A 22,024-nucleotide genomic window follows, 5' to 3' on the forward strand; every position below is an offset into this window, starting at 1 on the left:
AAACCACACTTTACGAAGCCATGCAAAACATCGGCGATTTTTACATTTTATCGATATATTTTTAAAATAAAAGAGCAGAATTTAATAATTGTTTGTTAAATTGTTATATTTATTAGTTGGCAAACATAAGGTCCCTACATTTCATTTTATGATTAAAAAATTTACTTATTTTTTACTAGTACTTTTTTATACCCAAAGCCTAATTGGCCAAGTTTTCAATTATGAAATATTGGATCAAAGTTCGGGCTTGCCTTCCTCTACCATCAATCAAATCATTCAAGATAGCAGAAGTCTTATTTGGCTTGGTACAGATGGCGCTGGACTTGTTCGTTATGACGGTAAAAACTTTAAAGTCTTTAATAAATATAAAGATTCTGAAGGGTTTTATGTAAACGATATCGTTGAAGATTGCAACAACAACATTATAGTATCAACAAAGTATAGCGGTTTACTTGTTTACAATGGTTTGGAATTCACGCATCAGTTTGACAGAAACAACTCGGTTATCAAAGGTGAATACACTCAAAAGTTACTATCCACACCCAAAGGGACATATTGTTTCACCGACAAAGAAGTTTTTTTATTAAAAAAAGACTACACAATCGAAATAATTGTTCAATTTGATTTGCCAAATATTAAAATCAATTCGGTATTCAAAGACGGTTTTTCAAACATCTATGCGGGAACACAAAATGGCGTTTTAAAAATTCAAAACAATAAAATAATACCATTACATGAAGACAAACTAAACGGTTATAATTGCCTAATTTCTTCTTCGGAAAACGAATTCATCATAGGGAATTCAAAAGGTGAATTATACAAAGCTACTGCCAATACAGCTCTTCACACATCATTATCACTAATCGATAAAATCACTTTAGACAACAACCCTTTCTCCATTACAAAAATGTTAAAAGGAAGAAGTGGTTTTATTTGGATGGCAGGCGAGAAAAATCAAGGACTTGCCATGTACATGAAAGGTTACACTAGTTTTATTAATGAAACTAATGGCTTTAATGGTGAAAATGTGCTTTGCATGTTCCAGGATAAAGCTGGCCAAATGTATATTGGAACCTATGGTACTGGGCTTTTTAGAACAAGTTCTCAAAATTTCTACAACTATTCCAACATTGAAGAGCTAAAATCTCCCTACATATTCTCTGTCCTAACAACCGAAAAAGGATTATATGCTGGGATTTTGAACAGTGGCATCTATTATTTTGAAGACGGAGAGGAATATGAATTAGAGCTAAAATACAAACACCTGAACAACAAAGGAGCCACATGTTTGTTCTTAAATCATAAAAAAGAAGTTTTAGCAGCTTCCGGAAATGGCATTTATTGGGTAACAGAAAAAAAATTAATACCAACACCTATAAATTCCATTCTCCCAGAAAAGCTTCTCATAAATTTACTAAAACAAGATTCACTCGGTCGATATTTTATTGCTACTTCTGAAGGTGTTTTAATCACCGATTCCAATTTCAAACAACTTGCCTTTATAAAAAAGAAAGATGCTAGTTTAACCATTGGCAACGTTACAAGTCTGGAGCAAATCAATCAGAATGAATGGTATATAGGAACCAACAAAGGTATTTTTAAACTTACGGACAGTCTTGAAAAATCATTTAGAGTTTCTGCTCCATTGGTTACAAAAACCGTAACAACGTCATGCAAAGACAGCTTTGGCAATTATTGGTTTGCAGGTTCTAACTCGTTGCATTATATAAGTGGGACAACAATAAAAAAATTCACTACTAGAAACGGACTTACCTCCAACTTCATTTACACGCTTTCCGCCGACAAAAATGGTAACATTTATATTGGAAGTAATCTGGGTATTGACAAAATAAACATCACAAAAGACGGAAAGATCAACAACATTTATAATTACGACCACAATAATGGTTTTAAAGGATTAGAAACGAACACAAGAGCCCAAACGACTGATGAACTTGGCAATTTGTTTTTTGGAACACCAAAAGGATTATACAAATTAATAACGCACTACAGACCTAAAAGCAAAACACAAGCCGAATTAAAAATCACCAATGTTGATGTTTTCAATCAAAGTCGAAACTGGGCTGTTGAAAAAGCCACATCCAATTATTGGTTTAATGTTCCAAAACAGAACTATGTGTTTAGTGATAAAGAAAACCAACTTACATTCAGTTTTGGCGCCATAAACTATAAAAACGATTCCGAAGTTTACTATACCTATTACCTTAAAGGAGTTGACACCAAATGGTCTGCTCCACGTAAAACAAGAGAAGTTACCTATTCCAATTTAGACCACGGAGATTATGTTTTCGAGGTTAAAATGGTAGACAAATTAGGCAATAAAATTGGAGAACCAGTTAGCTATTCTTTTTCAATTGCTACACCTTTTTACTACACTTGGTGGTTTTTACTCACGGTATTTTTCTTTATTGCAATATTTACCAAGTTAATTATTGATAAAGCCTCTACGTACAACAAAGATTTCATTCGAAATTTTCAAGACAACAATGATAATACGGAAGAATTACGAACCTATTTCTTCTTCCTAGGTATAGTTTTTCCATTAACTGAAGTTGTCAATTTATTTTTCATTAAAAGAAGCAGCTTCGATTTACTGTCTAATTTAATCATTGGAATATTTTGCTTTGTTGTACACTATCTTTCAAGCAAACCAAATTTGATTCGAAAATCACTTTCAAAAATATTTGTGATTTTCATTGCTACCTATTCTATCATTGTTACCCACAAAATCGCCACAGAGCCTTTTGACATGATAACATTTACAGAATTTTTATTAATTCTGTTTTTCTCATATAGTGTTTTCAAACGCGTTAAACACTATTTGATTTTTGTAGTTTCATTGCTTTCCGTATTAATAATTCTGCTTTTCAACATTCCATCGGAAACCAAACAAATAATCACCCTAATTAATACCTCGTTTATTGTTTTGGTTATTAATTATGCCCGAAGAATTGCCATTCTAAATTCGAACGATAAAATTATGTTTTCCAATAGCATAATTAACAATTCGAATTCCATTACCATAGCAACTGACAAATTTGGAAAACTAACCTTCTGCGGAAAATCTATTGAAAAAATTCTAGGATACACTCCCGATGAAGTAATGGGTGAAAATTTTTGGAAACTTACCCAAGATGCCGATTTTAAAGAAGTTGACTATAACACCATTTACGAAGCCGATACAGTTTATGTACGAAAATTAAAATGTAAAAACGGGGAATACAAATACATACAATGGACAGACCAAAAGTACAACGACAACCTTTTTGTTGCTAATGGCCAAGACATTACACCTAAAATTTTAGTAGAAGAGCAATACCGAAACTTAGTACAGTTTGCTTCCGATATTATTTTTGAAATCGACAAATTTGGATACTTCATTTTTGTGAATCAGTTTACCGAAAAAGCACTAGGTTTTAAAATCGAAGAAATTCTTGGCAAACATTTTACCAGTTTAATTAAACCCGAATACATTGAAAGTGTAACCGAATACTACTTAAACTACAAAGGCAACGGTAGTGATTTTGATATCTTAGAATTCCCAATTCTCAAAAAAAATGGCGAAGAAATGTGGGTTTCTCAAAAAGTAACTATCAAAAAAGGCGAAGATGGAAATATAGTAGGATATTCTTCCATTGTTCGTGATATTACTTCTTTGAAAAATATTGAGATTGAAGAAAACATTCGTTTAGAAAAATCGAAAACATTAAATAATGTTGTTAACGAATTATCGACTTTAAATTTCTTAAAATTCGAAAATCAAGACGAACTTATTAAGCACCTTATCAAACAAGCCGCCATTGCTTTAGATATTAGCCGTTCTAGTTTATGGTTCAAAAAAGATGACAGCCTTGAACTATCTTGGTTGTATGATGAAATTGATGATGTTTTTGAAACCGGAGTTACTATTACGAAAAAAGACTATCCAAGTTATTTTAACGCCATCGAAACCAAGCCTTTTGTAGTCGCTTCTGAAGCACTTTTACATCCGGACACATACGAGTTCAATGAAACCTATTTCAACGTGTTTAACATCAAATCTTTGCTTGATTTTCCAATTTATGTTTCTGGAGAAATGAAAGGTGTTATTTGTCTTGAAAACACCGACATCATTCATTATTGGACATCCGATGAAATCAATTTTTCCAGAACAGTTTCCGATATCATTGCGCTTGCCATCGAAACCATAAAACGTAAAAAAACAGAAGAACAGATTATCTATAAAAGTGAAATTCTAAACTCGATTGCACAAACTACAGACAAGTTACTTCAAAGTTCAGATTTGAATGAAGTTTTCAACGAATCACTCAAAAAAATTGGAACTGCAACAAAGGTAAGTCGTGTATATTATTTTGAAAACGATACCGAAACCAATTTAATGAGTCAGCGTTTTGAATGGGCCAGCACTGACGAACTAAAAGAAATAGATAATCCTCGCCTGCAAAACATCTCTCATGAAACCTATTCCGATTTCATGAAGGTTATCATTACCAATAAACCATACAAGTCGGTAGTTAAAGATATTCCTGTAGGCAACTTTAAATCCATTCTAGAGGAGCAAAATGTGTTATCCATACTTATCCTACCAATGTTCATAAAAGACGTTTTCTATGGATTTATTGGGTTTGACGATTGCACAACTGCTCGTGAATGGACCAGCGACGAAGTGAATATTTTACAAACTTACACTAACAATATTGCAGCCACGATTGAACGAATTCACAGTGAAAAAGTAATCAAAGAAAATGAAGAGAAATTCCGATTATTAGCCGACAATATTCCTGCGGCTGTATATTTGGTAAAATATAATGCAGACAGAACCAAAGTATTTTTAAACAATGAAATTGAAACCCTAACCGGCTATCGAAAAGAAGACTTCTTTGATGGAAATATATCCTTAACCGATTTATACCATCCTGAAGAAAAAGAATCGGTATGCCGAGAAATTGAAAATGCAATTAAAGCTGCAAAACCGTTCCATGTGACCTGCCGACTTATCCGAAAAAATGGAGAAGTTATTTGGATTGAAGAGTACGGTGAAACCATTACCATTGAAAAAGACAACCGCTATATAGAAGGTGTTGTAATTGATGTTACGGAAAGAAAAAAGGTAGAAGAAGCCTTAAAAGCAAAACAAGTTGCCGAAGCAGCCAGCAACGCTAAAACTCAGTTTTTAGCCAACATGAGTCACGAAATCCGAACACCATTAAACGGAATCATTGGTTTTACCAACCTTTTATTAAAAAGTGACCTTACTTCTGTACAAGAACAATATACTATTACAGTCAACCAATCGGCAGACGCCCTTTTGGAAATTGTAAATGACATTCTAGATTTATCAAAAATTGAAGCGGGAAAATTAGAGCTAGATGTAACAAAAACCAATTTACATGACATTGTAAATCAGGTCATCGACATGGTAAAATATTCCGCTCACGAGAAAAAACTAGATTTAATTGTCAATATACCGGAAGATATTCCTTGTTTAATTTGGGTTGATGAAATTCGAATCAAACAAATTTTGGTAAACTTATTATCCAATGCAATTAAGTTTACACCAACCGGGGAAATTGAATTAGAAGTTCAGTTCCAAGAAATTAACGACCAAAAATCTAAAATGAAGTTCTTGGTTAAAGATACCGGAATTGGTATCAAACCAGAAAACCGCCGTCGTATATTCGAGCCTTTCTCGCAAGAGGACAATTCCACAACCCGTAAATATGGCGGAACCGGATTAGGAATTCCTATTAGTGATAGTTTATTGCAACTCATGAACAGTAAACTTCAAATAGAAGATCGTCCTGAAGGTGGAACAATTTTCTTCTTCGACTTAGAATTTAGAGCATCACATTGTGGTTCTTTAAAAGAAGTTGAAAACAACACAATCAAAGACATTCTGCTAATTGAAGACAATAAAAGCAATATTGAAGTAGTACAACGTATGCTAAACTTCTTTAAAATAAATTCGGTTTGCAATAAAAACTATCAAAACGCTTATAAATTCAATGCTAAAGCAGAACTTTTCATAGTGGATTATGAGCTGGTTGGAAACGAAGGCCTTGAAGAACTTGCTAAATTCGATAAGCCGATTATTTTGATGCAAAATTCGAATACAGGCAACATCGATTATCCTAAAAATGCAATTGTAAAACCAATTGTAAAACCAATAAAAATACACATACTGCAACAAATTTTAACTGAACTGAATAATCCAGATTTGGCTAAACCAATTGTTGCAGAACTAACAGACGAGAAAGTAAAATTTGACAAAGAAGTTAAGGTTTTAATTGTAGAAGACAATAAAATAAACATGTTGCTTTCTAAAACACTAATTGAGAAAATATATCCAAATGTAATTTTGTTTACAGCAACCAATGGTGAAGAAGCCGTTGAAGAATACAAAAAGAATAAACCGGACATTATTTTAATGGACATCCAAATGCCAGTCATGAATGGTTATGAAGCTACGATTGCTATCCGCGAAGAAGATCAGGATTGTGTAATCATCGCCCTAACTGCAGGTATCATTAAAGACGATGAAGAATATTGCAAAAAAATTGGCATGAACGATTACATTTCGAAACCTATCAATAAAGAATCATTGCGAGAATGTCTGTTAAAATGGGGAAGCACACTTAGTAGTTAATTGTCCATTTCTAAGGAAAGTCTATCTTTGCCAAAATAATTCACAGTAGTACAACATGACGAAAGCAGTTGCGGGTTTCTCTAAAATGTCGAAAGATGAAAAAATCCAATGGATTGCCAACACCCATTTTTCAAACCCAGATGAAGTACAAAAACTTATAAAAAAATATTGGAATTCCGATACAGCACTTCAAAAGTTGCATGACGAATTCATTGAAAATACGCTTTCTAATTTTTATTTGCCCCTTGGTGTCGCACCCAACTTTGTAATCAACGGAAAAAGTTACACCATCCCAATGGCAATTGAAGAAAGTTCTGTAGTTGCAGCAGCTTCAAAGGCCGCTAAATTTTGGAGTAATCGTGGCGGATTTAAAGCAACGGTTCTCAATACTGAAAAAATTGGTCAAGTTCATTTTATTTTTTCAGGTGATTCGCAGAAACTTGAAACATTTATTGCGGCTATAAAACCCACATTTTACACCGCTACCGAAAGCATCACTAAAAATATGCAAAAAAGAGGTGGTGGAATTTTAAACATTGAATTAAAAGACAAAACCAACGAATTAGAAAATTACTACCAGCTGCATGCTACTTTTGAAACCATGGACAGTATGGGAGCTAATTTCATCAATTCATGTCTTGAGCAATTTGCCAAAACACTAAAAGAAGAAGCTTTACAATACCATTCGTTCACCGAAAGTGAGAAGAATATTCAGGTAGTAATGAGTATTCTCTCCAACTATGTCCCTAACTGTATTGTTCGTGCAGAGGTTTCTTGCCCCGTTTCGGAACTGAAAGAAGAAAAAAATATTTCACAAGAAGAATTTGCTGAGAAATTTGTTCGTGCCGTTCAAATAGCCGAAATAGAACCTTACAGGGCCGTTACCCACAACAAAGGAATTATGAACGGTATTGATGCTGTAGTAATAGCTACCGGTAACGATTTTAGAGCTGTAGAAGCGGGTGTTCATGCATATGCATCACGAAACGGAAAATACAGCAGCTTATCACATGCTAAAGTTGAAAACGGAATATTTACGTTTTGGATGGAAATCCCTTTAGCAATGGGAACTGTTGGCGGATTAACCTCATTGCATCCACTGGTGAAAATGTCGCTTGAAATGCTTGGGAATCCTTCGGCTAAAGAACTAATGCAAGTTGTTGCTGTTGCGGGATTGGCACAAAATTTTGCAGCTTTACGCTCGTTAACAACTACGGGAATTCAACAAGGGCATATGAAAATGCATTTGATGAATATTCTCAATCAGTTTAATGCTAGCGAAAGCGAAAGAAAAGCAGTGGCTCAGCATTTTGAAAATAACACCATATCACATTCTGCCGTAGTAGAATACTTGGAAAATCTAAGAAAATAAAAGTGAAACAAACGTTTTACAGCAATGGAAAACTTTTACTAACCGGAGAATATTTGGTTTTGGATGGCGCTACTGCTTTAGCGTTACCTACAAAATTTGGGCAATATCTTCATGTGGATGCTGGTAAAAACAAAACTATTTCCTGGACCAGTTATGATTCAGATGGTTCCATTTGGTATACCGATGACATCGATTTTACCGATATTATTCAGAAAAACACAAATCCTGAAAATTCAAACCTAAAGAATACTCTTATTGAAATTTTACATGAAGGCTATAATTCAAATCCTTTATTTATTACTTCATCAGATGGATATGCTGTAACTACAGAGCTTACCTTCCCGAGACTTTGGGGATTAGGAACTTCTTCTACTTTAATAAACAATATTGCACAATGGCTAGCTATTGATGCTTATTCATTATTAAAAAACAGTTTTGGCGGCAGTGGTTATGATATTGCTTGTGCACAGCATAACACTCCTATTTTGTATAAAATTGAAGCTCAAACACCTATAGTAACACCCGTGACGTTCTCTCCAGATTTTAAGGACAATCTTTATTTTGTTTATTTGAATCAGAAACAAAACAGTAGAAATGCTATTGCGCATTATTCTGAAAAGAAGACAACAGTTTTAGACTACATTGCACAAATTGATACGATTAACAATACTATACTAAACACGAAGTCAATCGTTAATTTTTCAGAATCATTGAAAGAACATGAAAAATTAATGAGTCAAATACTAGGCACTAAAACCATCAAAGAACAATTTTTCAACGACTTCCATGGTACTATAAAAAGTTTAGGCGCTTGGGGAGGGGATTTTATATTGGTAGTTTGCTCTGAAAATCCTGAGGCTTATTTTAAAGAAAAAGGATACTCCACCATACTTCGTTATGACGATATGATTAAATAAAAAAGGCATTCTCTAATTAGAATGCCTTTTTTATTGTATTATCTATAAGATACTATTGAAATTCAACTCTATTATCTTTAATAGTTGCTGCATTTTTCAATGCATTCAATACCGTTCCGTAAACAGAACCTTGACTTTGAGATTTTAATTTCGTGATGTAAGCTGCATAATTAGGTAATGCTGGAGCTTTCGCAACATTTTTAGTTCTAATAATATATACACCCATTTCACCATCAATTAATTGTGATGTTTTTCCAGCTGCTAAACTAAATGCTTTACCAACAACTTTAGGCTCAGCACCCATTGAAGGAACCACTGGATTAGCAATTGAAATTCCGTTAGCATTCATGATAGAAGCTTTAGAACTTGTAGAAACAGCTTCTAAAGTTGATCCAGTCATTTTAGCATGAATTAAAGCAGCTTTCTTCTGATTCATAAGAATTGGAGCCACAACATTTTTAGCTTCTTCGATAGACATTAATCCAGTTTCGTTGCTTGATTTTACACGAGCTACGATATGACCTTGAAGGTTATCGAATTTCTTAACATCGCCTTCGTTAGTTTTTTTATTGAAAGCCCAAGAAACAATTGCTCTTTGATTTCCTACAGATGGTAAAAACTCATCAGTAGCTTTAACTGTAGCTGGAGTTGGAGTTAATTTCATTTCCTCAGCAACTTTGTCAAAATCTTTATCATTTGCATCTGCTTCAAATTTAGCAGCAGCAGTATAAATTCTATCAGCAGTAGCTTCAGATGGCTCTATCTTTCTAGCAATTGTAGCCAAACGAACTGCATCGTATTTGTCATCTACTTTAATTACGTGGAAACCAAATTCTGTTTCAACTACTCCAATTTTTCCAACTGGATTGTTAAACAAGAACGCATCAAAAGCTTTAACCATTTGACCAGGCGTTACATTATCGTATGATCCACCATTTTGTTTTGAACCAGTATCATCCGAATTTGCCATAGCCAACATCGGGAACATTCCTGGATTAGCTTGAGCTTGAGCTAACAATTCGTTTGCTTTCGCTTGAGCTTCTTCTTTTGTTCTCTTAACTGTCATATTAGGGGTTTGACTTCCATCATATGCAATAAGAATATGACTTACTTTAGCAGTAGCATTTGCTTTTCTACCCATCATTCTTGATATACAGTAATATCCATCATGTGTATATGGGCCAAATACTTCACCTTGAGGTAACGTAAACAATTGCTCTTGATTTTCTAATGGTAAATCTTTTTTTGCAATATAAGTAGAGTCGTATTTCACATCCGAATTTGCGTTTACAAAATCCTCTACGTTAGTAGCATTTTTAAAACCAGGAAGCGTATCTGTTTTTCCAGTTTGCTCATTATAAACAGCTCCACCAGTTAATAAACCATCTATAGTAGATTTCATAGCTGCCTCATCTTCAGCAGAAGGTTTGTTTTCAAAGAATACAAATTCGATACTTCTAGAATTTTCAGACTTGTATTTCTTTGGATGCTTTTTCATATAATCCATAAGTTCCTCGTCTGAAACTTTTACTTGATCATCATTGATTGTAGTATATGCTAAAGCAACATAATCGAAATCAACTTTATTGTTTTCTTTTTCGTACGCCATTCTTCCTTCTGATTTAGTTGCTCCTAAACCAGATTTAATCATGGTGTAATACATTTGCTCTAAAGCATAGTTTTCGATGTTTTTCTCATCTTTCAACCATTGATTCCAACGCTCAGAATCAGAATTTTTAAGTGTATTTAAAAACTCGTTGAATTTGTTCACGTCAAAAACACCAGCAGCATTCAAAAATTGAGGGTTTTGAGCAAAGTTTGGATTTTGCTTCATGATGTTCACCAATTGGTCTTTTCCAATTTTCAAACCTACTTTGTCAAACTCTGCATTTAAAAGAATTTGCTTTACTTCTTGTTCCCAAACAGAATTTGCTGCTTGAGTAGCGCTAATACCTTGTCCGTTTTTCTCGGTATTGGAAACTTTCTGAAGGAATTCCTGAGCCAAAATATCCTCTCCATTTACACTTCCTACAGTTCTTGAAGTTCTTGTGAAACCTCCGTTTTGTATAACATCGCCAATAACGAATGCTAATAAACAAAAGCCAATTACTCCAATCAGTAATATTGAACGCTGTCTAATTTTTGATAAAACTGCCATTTTATTTAGTTAAAATTTTTATTCAGAGGGCGAAAATACAATTATCTGTTTAATAATAAAATAGTAGAACGAAGTTTTTTAACCTCAATTCTCAATTATTTATGCATCCTATTGATAAATTTTCTACGAAAGAAAAACATAAACACAGCTAAGCCTGCAAAAAGGAAACTTAAAATTGCATTTTCATGGTTTAGAAGTCGGTCAATTCCATCTGCTAAAAAAAGAATTGCCAGTATAAGGTAAACGTAATGTGTATATTTCAAAATATTCATACTTAATCAATTTTAGTAACCTGTCCTTGGCTGTTTTGCATGTTGAAAATTTTAAAATCTTTACTAAAATCAACGCCAGGACCTTCTAGATAACCTCCTGCATGATCGGTATATTTAAAGTACTTTTCGGTAAAAAACCATTCATTTTTTTGATCGTAGTAGAGCTGATCGGTTTCCAACACCTTTCCATCATCGGAAGTAATTTTCACATGTCCTTGCAAATCGATAATATCGGTTTTGGCATAGGTAATTGCATAATCGGAAACCACATAGCTTTTTTTGTTTGATTCATCATACAAAGTAACATGAACCCCTTTTGGAAACTCGGTAAAAGGATACTTAAGATTAGAATAATCCAGTAATTTAGGACTTACCAATATAGCTTTTACCCTTCCGTTATCGGTGTATTTCAGATTCACACTATCTGCTTCGCCGGTGGGCACGAAAGAAGTAGCATTGATTTTTTGAACTTCTTTCAAATGACTTTCACAGCCAAAAAGAAGCATCAGCCCAAAAACTGAAGCTAAAATAAAAACACTATTTCCAACTACTTTTTTCAAGTGGTATTAGTCGTATTTTGTTTTGATAAACCAACGATCACTAAAAGATAACCCAACACTGAAATTAAAGAAGTTTTCCTGGATTAATCCGTTACTTGTTGTCCCTCTTTTTCCATACTCCAACCCTAAGTTAATACTCGAAATTGTAGTTCCTACTGGAAATCCGAAACCTAATGTAGCACTGTTAGAAACGATGTTTTTACCATTTACAACCAACCCTGTATCTTCAAACTTATACCCTGCACGATAGGTCATACGGTCAAAATAGCTTGAAAACGAGTTGTATTTTGGTATATAATACCCTCCTAATGAAAATCTGGAAGCACTTTTGAATTCGTAACCAGCAGTAGTCTGATCGCTATTTTTTGCTTGAAGTAATAATTCTGTTCCAACCATCCATTTTTTTATGTGTCCAATTGAGGTACCAAGAGTAAAATGAGTTGGAATTGTAACTTTAGTATCTGGAACAACAACATCTTGCTGTTGCGAAATAATTTCAATGCCTTGACGTGTGTAGGCAACTGCAGCAACATTTCTAGTATTATCTGAGGACAATTTAGCTTCCGGTGAAAAAGTAAAACTACTTTGCCAATCGAATTTATTGTTAAGCTTTGTACGATAATAAGCTGCTAATGTTGATGAAAAACCACTGTAACGTGATTCATTTCGGGTTCTTGCACCTAAAGTAACATCGGGAAAGAACGCAATTGCTTCGGTTTCTACACGTCCAAAATGATATTTTGCATCTAAGCCTACTGAGAATTTTGGTGTTACTTTATATGAAGCACCAACAAAAACTTTGTTGACCCCTCCTTGACCTTTGTAACTTTGAAATCTCGGATCAGCATCCGTAACTTGCTTGCTGATTTTATATCCAACCGACGAATACGGCATTAATCCAAAAGCCATTCCTAATTTACCCATTGGAACACCAACTGCTAAATAATCTAAAGTAGTTCGTTGAGCTTTTTCATCTTGAGAATCGGTTTTAAAATTAACTTGACTGTTTGTCCCTCCAACAGTTAATGTTGTAAACTTTAAAAAAGAATAAGTTGCAGGATTTTGAAGATTTACTTTAGCGCTATCTACCATAACTCCCAAACCACCCATCGATTTATTTTCGATGGTTCCATTAAACTTAACATCACCTAAACCATAATACGAATATGGTGAAGCTGTTCCTTCTTGCGCTAAAATTGTGGCTGAAAAAAGTATACTAATTCCTAAGATTATCTTTTTAATCATTGTTCTTGATATAATTGTGTAAATGACTCAAACTTTCCAAGAGAAAATTTGGATTGGCAAATATGGTGTTTTTTATGTTTTCAGCCAAAATTTCCGTGTCGCCGCCTGTTAAAATTACTGTTAAATGTTGATAATCTTCACGATATCGATTCATAAAACCTTCAATTTCTCCCAAAACTCCGTTTACCACTCCAGAATGAATGGATTCATTGGTCGAACCACCGATATAGGTTTCAGGTTGTTCCAGTGACAGTAACGGTAATTTAGCAGTATAATTATGGAGTGCTTCGTAGCGTAATTTTAAGCCTGGCGAAATAGCACCGCCTTTATAAACATCATTTTCATCTACAAAATCGTATGTAATACAAGTACCCGCATCAATAATTAAGCGGTTTTGTTTTGGAAAACTTAACACAGCTCCAGATGCCAACACCATACGGTCTACGCCTAAGGTTTTTGGGGTTTTGTATTTATTTTCAAACGGAAATTGATTTTCCGCACTGATTATAGTAAGATTGGAATTGTCCTGAAGAATTTTAATTGCGCTGTCCGGCAACTTCCCTACCGAAGAAAACACAGAATTTTCAAGATTTGGAAATTTTTTAAAAATATTTTCAATTTTTTTTTCGGCTTCCTCTTTTAAAAAAACATCTTTATACAAAAGACTATCTTTCTCAAAAACAGCTACTTTAATTCTTGTATTTCCTACATCAACTGCTAAAAGCATATTTTATCATTTGAGCAAACAAAGATACAAATTGATTTTTTTAAAAATTTGTTTTGCATAAATGAAAAATGGTTCTATATTTGCACCCGCAATCAACAAGCAGAAATGCTTATTTGAAAGCTGCGAAAGGTACCTTAGCTCAGTTGGTAGAGCAACGGACTGAAAATCCGTGTGTCCCTGGTTCGATTCCTGGAGGTACCACCACTAAAATCATAAACCCTTGACTATCAGACAGATATTTGAGGGTTTTTTGTTTTACAGCGTAATATACGGCGTAATTATACTACACAAAAAAAGGAGCATGCGCTCCCTTATCTATTCTCCAACAAGCTTTTGTATATGCTTAACAGAATATCTTTTTTGATTACCAAACCTTCTAGCCACCTTAACCAGCCCTTCGCGCTCATACTTTATCAAAGTAGTTTCGCTCTTAATGTTCAGTAGTTCCATCACTTGTTTACTATTTAGTAACGAATTCATCCTAACAACAAATTGGGTGTACAAGTTTCTTTTTTTTTCGGTGAACCCATTATCGCACCACCGACAGCACTGTTCAGTTAAAATCTTAAACCTCGCACCAATTTCTTTTCTTAACTGACTTATTCCAAAAATACTTTAATCTTTCATCAAAGCCAAGTTTTTGGATCTCATATTTAGAGTATGATTCAAAAATAAAACACACACCAACAGCATAACTTTCTAAATGCATTACATTTGTTTTAATTTATTTTTTACTCTAAAATTAAAACATTATCTTTGACTCAACATAAAATTATAAGCCATGAAATATTATTTTTACTCCCGAGTGAGCACAGTAGGTCAGAACGCAAGTAGACAAACAGAAAACTTTAAAAGTTTTGGAAATCTGACACCAGACAATTTATATGTTGACAAAATTTCTGGTTCAATTCCTTTTTTTGAACGTCCCGAAGCTCAAAAACTTTTCAACGAAGTAACACCTTACAATGGCGAAACAACTATAGTAATAGACAGCATAGACCGCCTTGGTCGAAACCTCATCGACATCTTATCAACCATCGAAATTTTTAAAAAAAATAAAATCAACATAAAATCCCTAAAAGAAGGATTCGAGACCCTAATTCACGGAGAAGAAAACCCTATGGCAATGATGACAATTGCCGTTATGGGATCAATTGCACAAATGGAACGTAAGCGAATCAAAGAGCGTCAAGCCGAAGGAATAGCAATTGCAAAAGTTAACGGTAAATTCAAAGGTCGCAAAATTGGTTCTATCCAATCCGAGGAAAGATTGTTAACCAGACACCCTAATGTTGTTCAATTTTTAAGTAAAGGTTTTACCATCCGCGAAATTGTAGAATTTACTGGAAAATCAAGCACAACAATTATAAAGATAAAAAAAGCTTTAGAACAAAAAATGGCTGCCGATTAGGCAGCCATTTTTATTTTACTTCCTTAGCTGAAACAACTCTCGCGTTAGGATAGGCTTGTTTCGCTATTACGATTGCGTTAGCAGGATTTGCCGCCGCTAAAACAATATTTGTTTTTAACCCTCTGGAAAACCAAATTTCCACTTTAAAATTTTTATTCATTGCATATTATTTCTTAATTGCTCAATTTTCGTCTGATAATAATTAATCTGTTTTCGAAAATTTAAAATTTGTAATTCATTTTGCAAGCGTGACTTCTTAACTGGATCGCGCTCCACGCTTATTTCTTTTTGCCTAACCGCGATATCCCCATTAATATCGCTCTCTTTATTTTTATCCATATTTTTGAAAAAAAAATTTTTTTTATCGTTTACCAACCTGATTGTCTTTGGTTTTTCCAGCAAAATAACACTAAAACAGTATAATTCCCACAACATGAGGTTGTGATATATCACCCAAAAAAATCGAAAAAAATTTCGTAAAACAACCAGGTTGTACACATTTTGCTTATAATTTGACACAATATTAACGCGATACGTTAGACTGCCATTTGCATAAATGAATTATTCAACCCCTCACATTTGAACAAATCATCCAAACGATTTTCTCTTTGTAGCAAACGATATTCCATCATCAAATGATCATCATCCGTAACGGAATTTTCTTCATAGACCATCTCACAGTAGTCTTTTAGTAATTGTCTCAAAATCGGATTTAACTCAAAATCCTTAATCTCATTCATCTCCATAATTGTATTATTTTTTTATTTTTATTATTGAACTTCCGTCCTTTTTTATGTAATTCTTCCACCCGTCTAAATCGTAAACCTCAGCAACGTAATAACTCATTCTAGGGAAAGCGATCTTCGCACTTTTTAGAAACTTTGCAGATAAGCTCTTTGCCAAGTAGACATGCAAGTGATTATATCCATTAGTCTTTTTCTGCTCAATTGTGAAATTCAGCACCGCTTCCTCTACATTAATATTTCCCAAAACCCACTGCATTATTTTCACTAAATCCCCAGTAGAATAACTATAAACTGGATCGATAGTTATAGCTGAATACCTATCCTTATGAATTCTCTCGGGTTCAAATTTGCTTAGCAATGATCTATGAATTCTCCAATCCCCGTTATTGTCTTTTATAATTTTATTATCCCCAACAAGCCCTAACAACTTTTGGATTTTGTTCCTTACTGTTTTGACAGTAATTTTCTTTTTCTTGGCTAGCTCACTAACCTTTAAGTACTCATCTGTTATCATATAAATTTGATTTTTTATTTACCAGACCTATTAGGGAACGAAGCTATTTCCCGTTAAAATCTGTTATTTATAAATAAATAGTAGGTAATAACTAAAAGTTCAAAAAATCTTAAAGTATTTTTTCCACATTATTACTACTACACTTATAATCTAAATACAGAATGAAAAATGTAAATACTTTAAACAAAAAAACCAGTAATAAAAATTACTGGTTCTCAATTAGCATACTTAATAAGTAACAATATACTTTCCGAAATAAACTTAATTATGAATTAAAATTAAGGCTAACTTCTATATCGCTTGCTATGTTGTCAATTGCTTTGTTTAGGATTTCCTTAAGGTATTTAGCTGTTTTATCTAAATCGTATATTCCTGCTGCTTCATTGAAAGAATTATCTTGCTCCAAAAAGTTGCTCAACGTAAAAGTTTCTACTTGATAAACACTATTAGGATTATGGTAGAGCAAAGCAATCTCTTTTTGTTTGTCATCTGAAAAATTAGGAAAATTAATATCGTCGCTTTGATACGAAGTAAGACTATTTGCCCCCCGATCCAGTAATCGCTATTTTGTAAATATGCTTGTTCCATCGAAGTCGATTTAGGAACATAGCAATAAAAATTCTTTGAAATAAAGGCGCATCAGGATTTGAAATTACAAGACTATCAATATTCGTGATTATGTTTTCTACTTTTTCAGGATAAATTACAACTCGCCCGAATTGCGCGCCGCGAGCCGAAAAAACAATTTCACCTTCATTTATTGTAGTCAAATCATTTGGATTACCAATGTATGTAAGTTTCTCAACTGTTGAATATTCAGAAAAGTTTGAAGAAACTGCCAACCTGTAAAAGCCATTAATATATTTGTTGGAATAATAACTTTCACCAATGTTTGAAATCTGTAAATTTTGTCCACGTTTAACTGAATATCCTTTTTCAGAAAGTTTAAAGCTTCCGCTCTTATAGTTGGAAATCAAATGCTCAAACTCTTTATATTCTTTAGAATATCTTGCAACATCTAATCTTCCGACTACATTAATTTCGCTCAATTTTGGCAATTCAAATTTAAACTTATTAATTTTTTGGTTGTTTACTAGCTCTTTATCTATAAGTTCGACAATCCTTTTATGGCGAACTTTGATTAACGCAATCTTGTTTAAATATGCTTTCGTAAGCAAAGTAATATACTTTAGCTCATCATCCTTTTTTGGTATTGGAATTAAAATGTGCCTCATCGCTTCCTTATCCAATCTAGGATACATACCACGGTTGAGAAAACCTAATATTTGTTCAATAAAAAAGTCCGTTCTTAATACGGAAAGTAAGTATTCTTTTGTAACAATAGGATTAACCGACCTTATAACTAGGATCGCTGGCGTGCAACAGTGGCTCTCCAAATCATCATATATAAACCCTATACCTCCTCTATAAGTTCTAACAGTAGAAATAACAATATCACCCTTTTCTAAAATCTTCGCATTTTCTGAAGGCAAATCAATCCCATAAACCAAACTCTTATTCACCGAGCTATTATTAACATCTATATCACCTATCTCTGAGTAATAGTATTGATCAATTCGATTAAAAGTTATTTTCGCCTTACTTTCTGTACATAGATCGGCAAGTGACATATAATTAGCAGTTGCAATTGGTAAAAAGCGAGAATACTTGGACGGTGCAAGACAATAGCCATTTAGTTCATATTCCTTTAAGCTAATTTGCTTTGGAACTTTTATGTAGTTATAAGGCTCCATATTTATTTAGACTTGATGAAAATATCTTGTAACTGTTTTTCTTGACTTAAACACCATTTTTTAAAATCACTAATGGTTTCTGTAAATTCTTCGTCAAGCAAAGCTCTACCTTCTTTGTCAATATCAATTTCAAATTTTTCGTAGTTGATTTTATAAATAGGTGAAAAAAACTTCACCCGTTTACTGGTCTTTACTTCGTATCCTATTTTTTTTATGTCTTTAGCGAAAATTTGATAGTTCTGTTCCTTTAACCTCAACAAGTCTTCATCATTCGGTTTATATACCACAATAATTGTTGAATTAACCCCAGTTTCTGCAAAAACATTAGCTGGTAAATCAAAAATTGCAACAATTCTCATTTTGTCCATTAGCCACTTACGGGCAATTTTGTGAGCGTCAATACTAGCAATTGAATTTGAAAGTACAATCCCCATCCTGCCTTTTTCTTTCAAAATGCGGTAAGCGTTTTCAAGGAACACCACACCTAAATCTATTTTACTTGCTTGCTTTTCATTTTTCTTCTTTTTACCTTGTGACTGTTCTTCGCCTTTGTTGCTATACAAATGCCAAAGTTCATAGCACTGTATCATTTCCAAATCTTTATCGTCCTTTGGTACAAATGCACGGTCTTCACCAAAAGGCGGATTTGTTAGAACAACATCAAATTTTTTAAGTTGATTATCGTCTGGCCTTTCGTCCCAATTTCCTTTTTGGTTCATTGTTGGCACTAGATCAAGAATATCACCTTTGTGGTCAAACTTTGAAAGTAAAGAGCCATAACCCGATTTTGCTTTTATCTTGGCGTTTCCGTCTCCGTTCAAAAGCATATTTAAAGTAGCAAGCATTACCATTTGGTCATCAATGTCCATTCCAAAAATGTTATTGTCGTCCAGCTTACTGTTAGAGTTCACATAAGAAACGGAAAGAAAGTCGGCAATTCCTACGGTTGGATCAATAACCGTTTCGCCATTTCTCGGATTTACAATGTTTACCAAAAAGTCAATTAATGGAAGTGGTGTAACAAATTGAGCATTTTGATCTTTTGAGAATGGTGTTGCAAACTTGTAAAACACTAACTGATAAAGGTCAGTTTTGTGTGAACGAACAAAGGAATAATCCTGAAACTGATAAACTACTTCAATTAAAACTTTGATATGGTTTTCATTTTTTACGTTCAGTGGATTTTCTTTTAGGATACGATAATAAGTCCCTGCTGCTTCATCTCTCAAGGCGTTGAAACGTTTTACAAATTCCTGAAGTGCTTTATCTGCAAGGGTTTTAAAATTCTTTTCCTCGTCTAAAATGTAAAAATCCAAAAAACGGCTTTGTGTTTTCTCATTTCTCTTTTCATCATATATTTTCAGCGAAAGAATTTGAATGAGAATTTCAAACCCTTTTTGATTTACCATTCCAACCTTGTCCATAGTCCGCAAAATACTACTCATAGCATCATTAATTTGCGTTGAATGAACTCCTGAAATAATATCTAAATCCGTTATTGTTCTTTTAGAACGGTTAATCGTTTGGGTCGCTGTCCATTCCAACAAGTCTTCAAAACTTGGTAAATTCAAATACGGATCGGGCAAATGTAACGCAAGTTCCTTTGTTTTACTGTCTTCGCCTTTGGTATTAAATTCTTCACTATACCGTAGAAACTTGCTGTTATGTTTACGGAATAAATAAAGTCTTTCCGTATCATATAAAACTGCTAAACAAAAAGATCTACGACTTTCGTTTAGATATGCTTTAAGTTGTTTGTCCCAAACATCTACAACATTCTTGTTGTCCTCTTTTTTAAACTCAAGTGCTACAATTAAATGTTCACGAAGCCACTCTAAACTTTCATTGTTACCATTTTCATGGTAGTCCTTGTATTTATCGAACCAAGTAATGTCATCAAAAATTGCTCCGTCAAGTTTGAGTGGAGCAGAAGATTTGTTACCTTTCGGGAATTGAACTTCTGTCCCAATATAGTCTTTAGCAAAAAGTCCTGATTGTACAATAGAATACAGAAATTGCCACTTGTAATATTGTTCATTACGTTGTCCGTTTTTCTTTTTAAAATTTGTCTTTTTTCCAAAAGTCAAGTGCTCAGGTAAAAAACAGTCGTATTCCGATACTGTTTCGTATTTATTGTCAAAATCGTGTTTCGCTTCTGTAAACTTCATCATACTTATAATAGTTGTGCAAATATAGCTTAAAAGGTGTAGACGTCGGATTCTACTTTTAAAACCTCATCAACAAACATTTTTGCTTTCGTTAGCATAGTGGTTTTATTATAAATTTTTGCCATCGCATTTTTTGGCTTTCGATCTGGATGCGTTATATTATCAATTACTTTTTCAGAAATATGCAAACCGTACAGATTAGAGTAAAACGTTCCTTTACAATCGTGAGTACTTACTAATTTGTATATTGGCTCTGTTGTTTCTATTATGCCGCTTCTAAATGTCACTTTCGTAACTTTTTCCTTTCTGTCAATCTTCAAATGCTTGAATAGTTTCTTAAGCTTTTCGTTAATATCTGAGTTAGCTGAAACTCGGGGAAAACCTCTTTTGTCAACAATTTCTTTTACTGGTTTTAAAAGCGGTATGAATACTTGCGTTGAGGTCTTGTTATGTGTAGAGTGTAAATAATGAAAATCATAGCCCTCTTCATTACAATACTGAATTTCCATGTTTTGCGCCTCAAACATACTTTCATACCTCAATCCAGTAAGACAAGCTATAATGAAATAATCCTTTGCGCTTTGCAATTTCAAATCATGCGAAACATCAGAATCAATAATTTTTTTTAGCAATTTAGTTTCTATGAAAAATTCTTTTACCGCATCTACATCTTCAAGTACTAAGTTCTCGTCGTGAATATCCAAAGGTACTTTATAACCATCCTTGTGAGCTTGCTTTAAAGTTGTCAACAATGTCTTTTGATGCTTCCTTATAGTGACAACTAAATAACCATAGTCCTGTTTTCTCTGTTTTCTGGGTTGATTTGGATTTTCAACTTTGATTTCATCTTTTAATATATCATCTAATACATCCCAAAAATTCCAGTAAGCACTTTCATTAAAATCTTCAAACTTTAAAACCTGATTAGTAGCTATTTGATAATTTTCGATTAAATGACTTACAGTAACATAAGTTTTAATAGTATTACTGCGCTTACTATTTTTCATTGACTTACCACTGTTATCCTTGTCTTTTTCAATTTTAGAATAAAAATATTCCAGTATTGACATTTTCGGCTCTTCTATTGTTTCAAATCGAAGTTTACTTGACAATTCGGCTTTCAATTCCTTCGGAGTTGGCAATATCTTCTTTAAAATGTAGTTTACTGCTATTTCATTCAAAACAGTCTGAAACTGCAACATTTTTGTTTTTATTGTCGAATTGTTTGCAGTAGCTTTTTTGAAAACACTTTCGTCAAACTTGAAATTATTTTCTTTTTTACCAAATTTGCTCGGCAAAATATTCTCTTGTAATGAAAATCTTGCTGGTGTGTGCCTTTTTTTACCGTGTTTATTTATTACCGCATAACCATATCCGATTTCTGCCATAATCAATTCAGGCTTTGTCCTTTCATCTACGTTTTTAAACTTCGGTTCTAAATAGTAGCGAATCTTAATATTTTTCATATCCAAAAATTACAGCGTAATATACGGCGTAATTTTGTAAAATAAAA

16 protein-coding genes and 1 tRNA gene are annotated in these 22,024 nt (G+C 33.5%); 5 read left to right on the forward strand and 12 right to left on the reverse strand.

What is annotated here, in order from left to right:
• Positions 1-148: 148 nt before the first annotated feature.
• The 3 genes from ACZ1JT_RS04050 to ACZ1JT_RS04060 are packed head-to-tail and all read left to right on the forward strand — an operon-like array spanning position 149 to position 8,956.
• On the forward strand, positions 149-6,667 hold the full coding sequence (locus ACZ1JT_RS04050; RefSeq protein WP_465094880.1) for a PAS domain S-box protein: 6,519 nt from the start codon (positions 149-151) through the stop codon (positions 6,665-6,667).
• 55 nt (positions 6,668-6,722) lie between these two features.
• Positions 6,723-8,039: a hydroxymethylglutaryl-CoA reductase, degradative gene (locus ACZ1JT_RS04055; protein WP_465094881.1), complete on the forward strand. Its 1,317-nt coding sequence runs from the start codon at positions 6,723-6,725 to the stop codon at positions 8,037-8,039.
• Positions 8,040-8,041: 2 nt separating this feature from the next.
• Entirely contained in the window at positions 8,042-8,956 is a 915-nt protein-coding gene (locus ACZ1JT_RS04060; RefSeq protein WP_465094882.1) for a GYDIA family GHMP kinase, read from the forward strand.
• 52 nt (positions 8,957-9,008) lie between these two features.
• On the opposite strand, the gene ACZ1JT_RS04065 is transcribed toward ACZ1JT_RS04060, so the two are convergent.
• The 4 genes from ACZ1JT_RS04065 to ACZ1JT_RS04080 all read right to left on the reverse strand — a co-directional run bounded on the left by ACZ1JT_RS04065 (position 9,009) and on the right by ACZ1JT_RS04080 (position 13,918).
• Complete coding sequence (locus tag ACZ1JT_RS04065; protein ID WP_465094883.1) at positions 9,009-11,114, reverse strand: peptidylprolyl isomerase; 2,106 nt, start codon at positions 11,112-11,114, stop codon at positions 9,009-9,011.
• A gap of 274 nt (positions 11,115-11,388) precedes the next feature.
• The gene (lptC, locus tag ACZ1JT_RS04070) at positions 11,389-11,946 is read right to left on the reverse strand and encodes an LPS export ABC transporter periplasmic protein LptC (protein WP_465094884.1); all 558 of its coding nucleotides are present in this window, start codon (positions 11,944-11,946) and stop codon (positions 11,389-11,391) included.
• A 6-nt stretch (positions 11,947-11,952) separates the two neighbouring features.
• A complete protein-coding gene (locus ACZ1JT_RS04075; protein ID WP_465094885.1) occupies positions 11,953-13,191 on the reverse strand; it encodes a hypothetical protein in 1,239 nt (412 codons plus the stop codon).
• On the reverse strand, positions 13,184-13,918 hold the full coding sequence (locus ACZ1JT_RS04080; RefSeq protein WP_465094886.1) for a type III pantothenate kinase: 735 nt from the start codon (positions 13,916-13,918) through the stop codon (positions 13,184-13,186). Before ACZ1JT_RS04080 ends, ACZ1JT_RS04075 begins: the two co-directional genes overlap by 8 nt.
• Before the next feature lie 128 nt (positions 13,919-14,046).
• Here ACZ1JT_RS04080 and ACZ1JT_RS04085 point away from each other — a divergent pair.
• Positions 14,047-14,122 (forward strand) — tRNA-Phe (locus ACZ1JT_RS04085).
• Between the two features lie 577 nt (positions 14,123-14,699).
• On the forward strand, positions 14,700-15,329 hold the full coding sequence (locus ACZ1JT_RS04090; RefSeq protein WP_465094887.1) for a recombinase family protein: 630 nt from the start codon (positions 14,700-14,702) through the stop codon (positions 15,327-15,329).
• A 10-nt stretch (positions 15,330-15,339) separates the two neighbouring features.
• On the opposite strand, the gene ACZ1JT_RS04095 is transcribed toward ACZ1JT_RS04090, so the two are convergent.
• From ACZ1JT_RS04095 to ACZ1JT_RS04130, 8 genes are all read right to left on the reverse strand, one after another.
• Complete coding sequence (locus tag ACZ1JT_RS04095; protein WP_465094888.1) at positions 15,340-15,489, reverse strand: hypothetical protein; 150 nt, start codon at positions 15,487-15,489, stop codon at positions 15,340-15,342.
• Complete coding sequence (locus ACZ1JT_RS04100) at positions 15,486-15,668, reverse strand: hypothetical protein (protein ID WP_465094889.1); 183 nt, start codon at positions 15,666-15,668, stop codon at positions 15,486-15,488. Before ACZ1JT_RS04100 ends, ACZ1JT_RS04095 begins: the two co-directional genes overlap by 4 nt.
• Before the next feature lie 197 nt (positions 15,669-15,865).
• Positions 15,866-16,075 (reverse strand): hypothetical protein, encoded by a 210-nt coding sequence (locus tag ACZ1JT_RS04105; RefSeq protein ID WP_465094890.1) that lies wholly within the window; start codon positions 16,073-16,075, stop codon positions 15,866-15,868.
• Between the two features lie 7 nt (positions 16,076-16,082).
• Positions 16,083-16,589, reverse strand: coding sequence for a hypothetical protein (locus tag ACZ1JT_RS04110; protein WP_465094891.1), 507 nt, complete (start codon positions 16,587-16,589; stop codon positions 16,083-16,085).
• 265 nt (positions 16,590-16,854) lie between these two features.
• Complete coding sequence (locus tag ACZ1JT_RS04115) at positions 16,855-17,055, reverse strand: hypothetical protein (RefSeq protein ID WP_465094892.1); 201 nt, start codon at positions 17,053-17,055, stop codon at positions 16,855-16,857.
• 70 nt (positions 17,056-17,125) lie between these two features.
• A complete protein-coding gene (locus ACZ1JT_RS04120) occupies positions 17,126-18,343 on the reverse strand; it encodes a restriction endonuclease subunit S (protein WP_465094893.1) in 1,218 nt (405 codons plus the stop codon).
• Between the two features lie 2 nt (positions 18,344-18,345).
• The gene (locus ACZ1JT_RS04125) at positions 18,346-20,514 is read right to left on the reverse strand and encodes an HsdM family class I SAM-dependent methyltransferase (RefSeq protein WP_465094894.1); all 2,169 of its coding nucleotides are present in this window, start codon (positions 20,512-20,514) and stop codon (positions 18,346-18,348) included.
• 26 nt (positions 20,515-20,540) lie between these two features.
• Complete coding sequence (locus tag ACZ1JT_RS04130) at positions 20,541-21,977, reverse strand: site-specific integrase (protein WP_465094895.1); 1,437 nt, start codon at positions 21,975-21,977, stop codon at positions 20,541-20,543.
• Positions 21,978-22,024: the final 47 nt, after the last annotated feature.

Source organism: Flavobacterium sp. IC2-16 (assembly GCF_055521455.1).